General features: G+C 40.5%; 8 protein-coding genes. 4 read left to right on the plus strand and 4 right to left on the minus strand.

Annotated features, from left to right (window positions below):
• Positions 1-3: 3 nt before the first annotated feature.
• Together LXL81_RS27785 and LXL81_RS27790 are read right to left on the minus strand one after the other, a co-directional pair.
• Positions 4-1,701: a hypothetical protein gene (locus LXL81_RS27785; RefSeq protein WP_234651123.1), complete on the minus strand. Its 1,698-nt coding sequence runs from the start codon at positions 1,699-1,701 to the stop codon at positions 4-6.
• Positions 1,702-1,773: 72 nt separating this feature from the next.
• Positions 1,774-2,793, minus strand: coding sequence for a toxin-antitoxin system YwqK family antitoxin (locus tag LXL81_RS27790; RefSeq protein ID WP_234651127.1), 1,020 nt, complete (start codon positions 2,791-2,793; stop codon positions 1,774-1,776).
• A 96-nt stretch (positions 2,794-2,889) separates the two neighbouring features.
• On the opposite strand from LXL81_RS27790, the gene LXL81_RS27795 reads away from it, so the two are divergent.
• Together LXL81_RS27795 and LXL81_RS27800 are read left to right on the plus strand one after the other, a co-directional pair.
• Positions 2,890-3,831 carry a GDP-L-fucose synthase gene (locus LXL81_RS27795; RefSeq protein ID WP_255713975.1) on the plus strand — a complete coding sequence of 314 codons (942 nt, stop codon included), beginning with the start codon at positions 2,890-2,892 and terminating at the stop codon, positions 3,829-3,831.
• A gap of 185 nt (positions 3,832-4,016) precedes the next feature.
• On the plus strand, positions 4,017-4,490 hold the full coding sequence (locus LXL81_RS27800) for an Lrp/AsnC family transcriptional regulator (protein ID WP_090340796.1): 474 nt from the start codon (positions 4,017-4,019) through the stop codon (positions 4,488-4,490).
• Positions 4,491-4,594: 104 nt separating this feature from the next.
• Here the strand turns inward: LXL81_RS27800 and LXL81_RS27805 are convergent, their stop codons facing one another.
• Together LXL81_RS27805 and LXL81_RS27810 are read right to left on the minus strand one after the other, a co-directional pair.
• Positions 4,595-6,091 (minus strand): DUF4301 family protein, encoded by a 1,497-nt coding sequence (locus LXL81_RS27805; protein ID WP_234651129.1) that lies wholly within the window; start codon positions 6,089-6,091, stop codon positions 4,595-4,597.
• A gap of 130 nt (positions 6,092-6,221) precedes the next feature.
• Positions 6,222-8,537 carry an ATP-dependent helicase gene (locus tag LXL81_RS27810; RefSeq protein ID WP_234651131.1) on the minus strand — a complete coding sequence of 772 codons (2,316 nt, stop codon included), beginning with the start codon at positions 8,535-8,537 and terminating at the stop codon, positions 6,222-6,224.
• Positions 8,538-8,828: 291 nt separating this feature from the next.
• Here LXL81_RS27810 and LXL81_RS27815 point away from each other — a divergent pair, with 291 nt between their 5' ends.
• Both LXL81_RS27815 and LXL81_RS27820 read left to right on the plus strand, forming a co-directional pair.
• Positions 8,829-9,182, plus strand: coding sequence for a hypothetical protein (locus tag LXL81_RS27815; RefSeq protein WP_234651133.1), 354 nt, complete (start codon positions 8,829-8,831; stop codon positions 9,180-9,182).
• Between the two features lie 126 nt (positions 9,183-9,308).
• The gene (locus tag LXL81_RS27820; RefSeq protein WP_409013982.1) at positions 9,309-10,616 is read left to right on the plus strand and encodes a hypothetical protein; all 1,308 of its coding nucleotides are present in this window, start codon (positions 9,309-9,311) and stop codon (positions 10,614-10,616) included.
• The last annotated feature ends 332 nt before the right edge of the window (positions 10,617-10,948 follow it).

The raw sequence follows: 10,948 nt of genomic DNA on the forward strand, positions 1-10,948 counted from the left end.
GAATCATTCTTCTGTCCAGGTTTTATTGGTACAAAAAATCGTATTTTTTCCGCCTTTTCTTACCAATAAATAAATCCTGTAAAACCCGGGCTCTACGGTTGCCGTATGAAAAGAGGCATAGGCTCCTTTGTTGAAATACATCATTCTGCGCAGTGTTGTTTTAATTGGCACGGCAGACTGCGTTTGTGGAGCGGCGTAGGTATGCTTATTGGATTTCAAAATCACATAAGCACCATCTGAATAATCCTTCTCTGCCGCAAAAGAGCCATTTTCAAAATTCACGACCAGATAATTACCTTCTTTTTTGACGATATCAGGCTGATAAATTTTCGAGCAAGTTACAGAATCAGAAAGATTTCGTGGATTCCATCCTTCCGCCAACGGATCATCGGAATGATAATATGCACGTATTTTTTCAAAATGTGCCTGATCCATTGAAAACATTCTAATACCCAACCAATCTGCGTTATAACGCGCGTTAAATTCTTGAACGATTGCTAACCGGCGATTATTAACGGCCAGCACAAAATTACTATCAAGGATAATCAAGTTTAAAAAGATCGTTAACGGAACCAATGATGTGATAGCGATACGAAGTTTTTGCCGGGACGTTAAAGACAGCAGACCAAAATACAGCGCAATACACCAAAGCGTGGAATACATCCGGTAACGGCCTTTGAACATACCTTCAAAAGTGTCGGTTGGGATACGTTTGTAGACCAAAGCCAAGGTCGTGATAGCTACAAAAGCCAGAATTCCTAATGAAAATAATGCACCAGGATTGACGTAATCAGTTTTCCGCCAGGCAGCGTTCCAAAGTGATATCCATTGTTTTCTAAATAAAAACAAAACGGAAAAGATCAGAACAAATCCAAAAACCACTGCCGTCGTTAAAACCGGAGAGGATCCATCATAAGCTGAAATGGTTGCGATGGAGCCGATAAAACCAAAGTATCCCAGAAAACCTTCCTTTACCTGTTTTGGATTTGAGAAATCAAGATTTTGAGTAATTGGCGTGAAGTCAATAAAATAGATAATGGCGATAACAGCCGAGACAAAAACGGTTATGAAAAAATCCCTTTTCCGCCCCATGAGCCAGGCGATCAAACCGATAACCGGAAAAACCATGAGGCCGTTACCATAGGTAAACGTGGCGATAACCGCGAAAATAAGGGCTATATAATGTTTTTGAGGATGATGTGTTGCAAAGTAAACAGCACTTATTACAAACAATAAAACACCATAATTACAAAGAGAACTGACGCCCCAGAAAATATTTTCAAAAGACTGAATATTGAACCAGAGCCACATCACCGGCACAAAATACCACAAGGACAAATGCAGCTTTTTAAACACATAATAAAAAACATATGCGCAGCCAGTCCAACAGATGTTGGCCACAATCATAGGCCAGACCAGATTTATTCTTCCAAAAACGGAATGCAGTAAAAGAATAATGGAACGGGAAAAAACAAGGCGGTGTTCGGGAAAAAGTTCGGTTAGCCGGCGCCAGCGGTCCGGCCAGGATGCATCTTCAAAACCAGGAATAATTCCCAAAATTAAAATATCGTCAAAGGCAACATAATTGATATTCAAAGCTATGACTTTGAAAACAAAAATGTAAATAATTACAGGAATCAGGCAAAAGACTAGTGCCAGCCAGGTTTTAGTCCGCGCAAAATCCAGGAAAGCTTTAAACATAAATGAAGTAGCTCGTATCGATCAAAGACACGAATAAAACAGAAAGAGGGGAATTTCCCCTCATGATCCTTATTAATTTTCAGTTTCTTCCTCGGCGGAAGCGCGGGGATCTTTGGTATAATCGTAAAGAAGTTTTCCTTTTTCGTCCCATTCCCGCAATACAAATGGATCAAATTCTTCGTCCCAGCTTGATTTTGGATGCTGAATTTCTTTTTTCCGCTGACGACGGTACTGGTAATATTCAACCCAGCGGCCCACTTTTTTGCCGTGATCATATTTTCCACTGGTCTTCAACTGTCCCTCATCATAAAATGAAGCATATTCTCCGCTGGTTTCCCCAAACATAACCGGAATCACTTCCTTGATCTTTGTGTGGGTTGAATCGTAATAAGTTATACGTGACTCGGCAGGAAAACCTTTGTTCCAGATCGCCTTGTCAACCAGATTGAATTTGGAGTCATACTTCACCCAGCGCCCATCCTTTACGCCCATGTAATAAAATCCTTCTTCGATCAGGTTTTCACCGTTATACTTTTTGTACGAACCGTGAAGCAAACGCGCTTTTTCCTTGTCCTTGATCAGCGCAGAACTTAATTTTTTACTCTTTGTATCATACCAGCGCGTTTCAGTTGCCCGGGCATAAATATCAAGCGGTTTGTATTCCTTCAAAACATGAAATAATTCCAGGTTTGCACGGTCCCCGCTACCATATCGGATCGACATCACTTCCATCGGAATGCCTTTGTACATTACTTTGGCCAGTCTTGCCTTTTCCTTTTTTAATTTTCTGTCAGCTTTCTGACTTTTATATTCCTTTACTTTTAATCCCAGATCAGGAATTGTTTCTCCAAAAAGTGTAGAAATTGATGTCGTTTTTCCATTTCCTCCGGGCAAGGATGAACTCACCGCAGGATCCAGTCCTGACACGAAAGATTTCAGATCCTTTGACCCCTTTTTAGCATTTACAGAATCCGTATTGGCTGCTTTGGGAAGCCAGGATGGTGGTGAATCTTCTTTTTTATCAGTCTGCGCCACTGCCCCTTGTACAAGAAAAACGGTGACAATATACCAGACCAGCATAACTCTTTGCATGTGTATTGAATTTTTCTTCAGGGTAAGATTGTTACTTTTGTAACGAATTGGGTATTAAAGATATTGATTTTTCAACATACAAATTTACATAACACATTGGAAAAAAGCGCTAAAATTTATATTGCCGGTCACCGGGGTATGGTAGGTTCTGCAATTCACCGCAGATTGCTTGCAGAAGGCTTCAATAATTTTGTATTCCGGATGTCATCAGAACTTGATTTGCGTGACCAGGCTTCTGTTAAGGATTTTTTTGAAACCGAGCGCCCTGAATACGTTTTTCTGGCAGCTGCCAAAGTAGGAGGGATTATGGCAAACAATATTTATCGGGCCGAATTTCTGTTCGATAACCTGCAAATCCAGAATAACATCATCGACAGCGCTTACCGGGTTAATGTAAAAAAACTGCTTTTTCTGGGTTCTTCCTGTATTTATCCAAAGCTTGCTCCTCAGCCTTTACATGAGGATTCTTTGCTTACCGGTACTTTGGAATCTACCAACGAGCCTTATGCGATAGCTAAAATTGCAGGAATAAAAATGTGCGAAGCGTATCGCAGTCAGTATGGATGCGATTTCATTTCGGTTATGCCAACAAATCTTTACGGCCCGAATGATAATTATGATCTGAACAAATCGCACGTTCTGCCTGCGATGATCCGTAAATTCCATGAAGCAAAGGAGGAAAATAAACCAGCCGTTGAGCTTTGGGGCACCGGTTCGCCTTTGCGTGAATTTTTGCATGCCGATGATCTGGCGGATGCATGTTACTTCCTGATGGAAAATTACAGCGAACCGGGATTTCTTAATATTGGTGTTGGCACAGATGTAACCATAAAAGAACTTGCAGAGCTTATCAAGGAAACTGTGGGTTATGAAGGCGACGTTCACTGGAATACGGATAAGCCTGACGGAACGCCCCGGAAACTAATGGATGTTAGTAAACTTCATGCCCTGGGATGGAAACATAAGACCGATTTGACCGAAGGAATTAAAATAACATATCAGGATTTTTTACAGAAAATAGAGGCTTATTCCGTTTAATGAAATTAGTATTAAAGGGCTGTTTAAAAATAACACCCAACAATACAGCACTAAAACGCTGTTTTACCTATTAAAATTCTTTTTTTTGACAAATTTTCAGTATAAAATTACAATTATCTTCGGGAAACTAATTAGTTTTGCAGCGTCCTAAAAAATGGGGCTAACTATAAACCATGTTATAAGCAATGTCTGCTATCATTAAATTAGACCAGATAGACCGTAAAGTACTGGAGATCTTACAAACGAACGCCAAAATAACGAACGCACAACTTTCAAAAGAAATTGGGCTTTCTCCGGCTCCTACACTGGAACGTGTAAAGAAACTTGAGCAATCAGGGATTATCAAAAGCTACCATGCGCAGCTGGAACCTGAAAGAGTTGGCTTAGGTGTAAGTACTTTTGTACAGATTTCTCTGGTTGGCCATAGAAAAGCTGTTACTGAATCATTTGTTGAAAAAATACATGCAATACCAGAAGTAATTGAATGTCACCACATTACAGGTACAGGCGATTTCTTGTTAAGAGTAATTTCAAAGGATATCAGTACCTATCAAAAACTGATGTTGGAAAAAATTAATGAAATTGAAGAAGTGGCAAGTACGCAGACAATGGTGATTTTGTCTACTTTCAAAGAAAGTAAGGTTTTACCAATTCCTTGAAATAGTACCCCTGACAATCATGATATTCCGGAATTTATTCCAATAAAAAACGTCGAAACCGTAATGGCTTCGACGTTTTTGTTTTTATAAATGTTATTCTGACACTACTGATGCTGTTCGCGGAGTAAGTCATTTACGGTTTTTACCGGGTTAAAAGTGATCAGTGGAACTTCAACAAAAAGTGTATTCCAGTTTGCCATTGATCCGTTCCACAAGCCGGGTAATTCCTGCGCTTTCAACTCTTTCCCATCTTTGGATTTGTAAGTAATAAATCCTGTCAACGGGTCACGGAATTTTTTCAGATCATACAATTCTCCGTTTTTATTCTTGATTGCGCATACCAGATCAACCGGATTAAAGTGGGTTGAATTCTTGAAAATGCCATTTTGCTGTTCATTGTCGACATCAACCTGCGCAGATTCTACGATTTGTAAAGAAGAAGAGCCATCCGCATTTTCCGCCCAGAAAGGTCCGCCACCAGGTTCTCCCTGATTTTTTACCATACCGCAGGCGCGCAAAGGACGATCCAGTTTGCCAATAAAATATTCTGTTTTCTGTTCGTCTGACCAACTTTCATATGTAGCCGGAGGAACTACACATAGTTCCTCACGGAAAAAGGTATCAAGTTCTGAGAACAATGAAGCATCTGCTCCTGCACTCAATTTATCAAGATAACCAAATATTCTTTTCTGGAATTCAAGAACAATACCCGCCAGTGCTTTTTTGTAAGTTACGGTATCTCCTTTAATTCTGTCAGGAACGACGTTATCAATATTTTTGATGAAAATAATGTCTGCATCAAGCTGACTTAAATTTTCCAGCAAAGCACCATGTCCAGCCGGACGGAACAACAATCCACCATCTTTTTCACGGAAAGGCGAGTTGTCCATGTTCACAGCGATGGTATCGGTAGAGCTTTTTTGCTCAGAAAACGATACCATATAAGTTACGCCGAATTCGCTTTGATAACTTGGAAGCACTTCCACAACCAGTTTTTCGAATTTATCCCGGTGTTCAGGAGAAACTGTAAAATGGATCTGCACATGACTTCCCGCGTTTGCATAATGTGCGCCTTCTACCAAATGTTCTTCCAAAGGCGTACGTGAGCTGCTTTCGTAATTATGAAACTTCAACAGTCCTTTTGGCAATTCACCATAACCTAAACCTTTGTTATTCAGGAAATAAGATACAATCGTATTTTCATCTGCGGTTGTAATGTCTATGCCGTCCGAAGCAAGGGCAGTTTTCAAATCTTCGTAAAAAGCAAATTCTGTTAATCTCGCAAAAAACTCGTCAACCGATTTATCTTTTTTATTTTCCTGTAAAAAACTAAAAAGCGATTTGAACATCCGCGTAGCAGCACCAGATGCGGGCACAAATTTCAGTAAAGCAATTTCTCCGTCAGCAGAACTTTTGTCAAACGCCGTAACTACAAGTTCAATCTGTGCGTCTGACAGACGAATAATTCCGTCTCCAACCGTTGCCGCTTTTGAGAGATGAAGAAATGGAAATCCATTTACAAAATAATGCACTTGTTCTTCCACTGTCGTGGCGTCGCTTCCGCGCTCCTGAATTTGTTGAAGGTCTTTCTCGATGAACATAATTAAATTGGTTAAATCAATAATTAAAAAACATCGCCACAAGAGTATTAACAAGTTAATAAAGTCCTGTGGCGGTGTCGGTTTATTAGGTAAAGTCTTCGTTGATCGTACTATAACTATGCAACACGATTTATTTCACAATTCTCAATTTGGCAAAACTGAGCAATAAAGTTTTGTCACCAACTTTATCAAATTTCACAGTTGCCTTGCGGTCTGTTCCGTTCACATCCATCTTAACAACCGTGCCAAAACCAAATTTGGCGTGTTCTACCTTATCACCTTCGGCAAGATCGTAGGTATCACTTGGCACAAAATCGGAAGAAGGTATATGTGATGATGCGGCAGTGGCCGGCCTTGGCTCTGTCGGTCTTCTCGGACTCAGGTTTTTAACAAAAGACATGGGCGACGAAGACGAGCCTTCACGGCCAATTTCTCTTTGGAAAGACTGAGAAATATTCAGATATTTTGCATCAACTTCCAGCAAAAACCTGCTTGGTTCGCACATTTTCAGCCGTCCCCACTGGTAACGGCTTTCCGCATAGGAGAAAGTAAGTTTCTGTTCAGCCCGGGTAATCGCAACATAAAACAAACGCCGTTCTTCTTCCAGATCCTGGCGGCTTTCCAGCATCATCTGACTTGGGAAAAGATCCTCCTCCAAACCAACGATAAAAACATTCCGGAATTCCAGCCCTTTTGCCGAGTGGATCGTCATCATCGTAACGCGGTCATTATCCTCGTTTTCATCCGGTTCATCGGCATTGGTCAAAAGCGAAACGGATTGAAGAAAGGCACTTAATGTTTTGTCTTCATTTTCTTCGCTATCGACGAATTCCTTGATCGCATTCAGCAATTCCTGGACGTTTTCATAACGCGAAAGTCCTTCAACGGTTTTATCTTCATACAATTCCCGAAGAAGTCCGGATGTTTTTGCGATATGTGCTGCAACTTCAAAAGCATCTTTGCCGGCATCAAGCATTAGCATAAAACTTTTGATCAATGTCCCAAACTGATCGATCTGCGTAACGGTCCGGCCGGTCGCATAATTGGCAATATTGCTGACCACTTCCCAGATCGGAACATTATTTTCGGCAGCTGTTACTGTAATTCTGGCAACGGTAGTATCACCTATCCCGCGTTTGGGAAGATTAATAATTCTTTTGAAAGCTTCTTCGTCACGCTGATTTACCGTAAAACGCAGGTAACCTAAAATATCTTTAATCTCTTTTCTTTGATAAAAAGATTGTCCACCGATAATCCTATATTTAATTCCCAGCTTTCGAAGTGCTTCTTCAAAGGAACGTGACTGCGCATTGGTACGATAAAGAATTGCAAAATTTTCGTTTTTAAGCGCTTTCTGCATTTTTTCTTCAAAAATGGCTCCAGCTACCAAACGGCCTTCTTCATTATCCGAACCCGCTTTGATGACATCAATCATCGAACCTTCCTCATTAACAGTGAAGGTTTCTTTTTTCAACTGGGATTTATTTCGGGCAATTACTGAATTTGCAGCATTTACAATCGTGCTTGTAGAGCGGTAATTTTGTTCAAGTTTGATGGTCTGAACATCCGGGAAATCCTTTTCGAAATTCAGAATATTCTCAATATTGGCTCCGCGGAAAGCATAAATACTTTGCGCATCGTCACCCACCACGACAATATTCCTATTAACTGCTGATAATTTTCTTGTAATTAAGTATTGCGAAACGTTCGTATCCTGAAACTCATCCACCATTACATGCTGGAATTTGTGCTGATATTTGTACAAAACATCAGGAAAATCACGGAACAGCACATTTGTATTAAAAAGCAGATCATCAAAATCCATCGCATTCGCCTGAAAACAGCGCGTTACGTAAGTTTTGTAAATCCGCCCGATTTCCTTCATTTTGGCCGCTTCGTCATCTGCCTGGATTACGGCGTTGTTGATATAATCGTCCGCAGAAACCAGCCTGTTTTTCGCTCCTGAAATCCGGTTGTAAACCACATTAGCCTTGTAAACTTTATCATCCAGGTTATATTCCTTTATAATACTCCGCAATAAAGATTTGGAATCGTCGGTATCATAAATCGAAAAATCGCTGGTATAACCAAGATATCTGGCCTCGATCCGTAGAATTTTGGCAAAAACGGAGTGAAAAGTACCCATCCAGATATTTCTCGCTTCTGTTCCGACAGCCCCTTCGATACGTTTCCGCATTTCGCCGGATGCCTTATTTGTAAAAGTCAGGGATAAAATACGAAACGGATCTACACCATTTTCTATCAAATGGGCAATCCGGTAAGTAAGTACTCGGGTTTTTCCTGAACCGGCACCGGCAATAATCATTAGCGGACCATTACCATAAACCACAGCCTGGCGTTGCGGTTCGTTCAGTGTATCTAAATATTCTGGCTTGCTCAATCTATCTCCCTCCTTATGTATATTATTCGTATCAGTATTCTTCATTCGTATCGCACAAAACCCAAAGTTAGGAAAAACCGGCAAATGCACTCTTTTCTATTCTATATATGATCAAGAGTTTACAATCATTTTACAGGAAAATTAAAACATCATGACAAATAGAACGTCCGCCTTCTGTTATTGGTTTTGATAAAACGGAAACAAACCGGAGATTTGATAAGTAGTCAGCAATGCCCTGTGTTTTCCTTTCCTATATATAGATGTAAATTATTGTATCGGTTTAACATGTCCTCGGGCTGGATTTGACTGATACGCATTAATAGAACAAGAACTTATATGAGCACATTAAATATAGAAGACCAACCCCTGGAAGCGCAGTGGGAACATTTGCTTCAAACGTTGGAGGAGTTATTAGGCAAACGCCCCGCTGACCTGAATGGCGTATTATTTCTGATAGGCGTGCAGGAATTGGGACAAGGTGCCAAAAGATTTACAAAAGAACAAAAACAAGATCTGATGCATATAGGTATATGTAAGGTATTAAGTCTGTCGTCTTATTATCTGTTTGAAAAAAGGGACAAGGACGGCTGGCCCCATTATATATTGAACCGTGCCTTGCCGCAGGGAGGTATTGACAAGCAGGAAGCATTGTTGAAGATGCATGTAATTGAGTATTTTAAAAATATTTAAGCTGCTTGAGGTTTTACAGTTAGTATTACTTGTAATTATTAATCCTGAATTATTTTTGTACACCCGGAATATTATTTAAATATTGCATCTTCTTTTTCACACACAATATCTTGCAATATTTATATGATGAATAATTCCTCTGTATTCCGCTGGGTCTGCATTTCACTGGTGCTTGCTTTTTCTGATGGATGCTCTCCCCGGAAGGGCGAGGTAAAGCAACCACAGTTCAAGCTGCTTTCTTCCGAAAAAATAGTATTCAATTCTTTTGTGGATTGTAATATGGCCGAAGCCTGGATTGGCGATACCTTCAGAATCTTCCCTGGGAAATACGGCGAAGATCCTCTTTGGGGCAATGCAAAGGATCTTAAATTTGCCAATGGAAGTAATGCTGATGAAGCATTTAAGAGTAATCCCAGCCAATTTTCAGATCCTGTGCTACCAAAAAATGCTCCGGTTGGCAAACCCGGTTTGCATGGGGCAATATGGTTTGAAACCGTTTATCAGGAACCGCACGATAAATCAGGCAATACCCTTTACGCTGTTTATCATAATGAAAATTATCCTTCGACACTTCCCTATGATTCATTAACCAAAGAAGGATACAAAAATGAAAAATGGCCTCAGGGGTTGAGAGGGCCGGAAAGCCCCGCCGCAGTTTGTAGGATCGGGATTATGAAATCAACAAATGGAGGAAAAAGCTGGTACAACAAAGGTATTTTCATCGAAGATCTTAATCCCCGGATGATTTTAAAACCTAACAACATCTCCAACACATTTGGAGGGGGCGTTGGTGACCCGTCCGCAGTGGCGAGCGGAGAATATCTTTACCTTTTCTATGGTGAATACGGCTATCCCGGTATTTATGATCAACATACCTATAAAAAGGAAACGGAATGGGGAGGGCAGTGCATAAGCGTAGCCCGTATTGCATTAAAAGATTTGGATAACCCTCAGGGTAAAGCAAAAAGATGGGATGGGACCAGCTTTGAAGCAGCTTACAATAGTTTTGGTAAACCCATAAGCAGTTTGCAAATACCGTTAAAAGCCGGAGGAGGCCCTGCATCGTCTGCAACAGGAGGATTTTATTGGGGGCCATCCGTCAGCTGGAACACCTATCTGAATTGTTGGGTTATGTTAATGGCCAAGGTCGTTGGAAAATCATGGCAGGGCAGTCAGGTGTATATTTCCTTTAATACAAACCCTGATCTCGGAATTGATGCAAACAGCCAAAACTGGTCAGAACCACAGCTTCTGTTTGAGAAACCAGGTTATATCCTTTGGTATCCTTCTTTACAGCCGCTTGGTACACAGGAACATCTCCTGGCAAAATATACAAGCCTCAGGCTCGGTAAAAAGGCTCGTTTTTTCGTTAAAAGAATAAAGCCTGGCGACGACCAATATGCTTCTGAACACACAGTCGAGTTTTTCCGGTAGAATCAAACATATAAATACTCGCTTTCTAAGCATGCTAATAGTTGTCAAAAAAATTTGACAACTAAACTTATGATGATTAGGTAGTTATAAAAAAAGATAAAATTATTTTGATTTTTTTTCTTCCAGGACTTGCATCTTAAAATAAAATGGAGGACTTTTGCACTCCCAATCGGGTAGTACGGTGCTGAGAACGATCAGCGCAACGAGTTTCGGAAGACGCGGAGCACAGTTCTTTGACATGATGAAGAGAGTAACAAGATAGTTCGTTTAAGAAGATAACGTGGAATCTTAGGATTACCACAAAACAAAATTTACAATGGAGAGTTTGATCC

The organism is Dyadobacter sp. CY356 (genome assembly GCF_021440195.1).
Lineage (GTDB): Bacteria > Bacteroidota > Bacteroidia > Cytophagales > Spirosomataceae > Dyadobacter.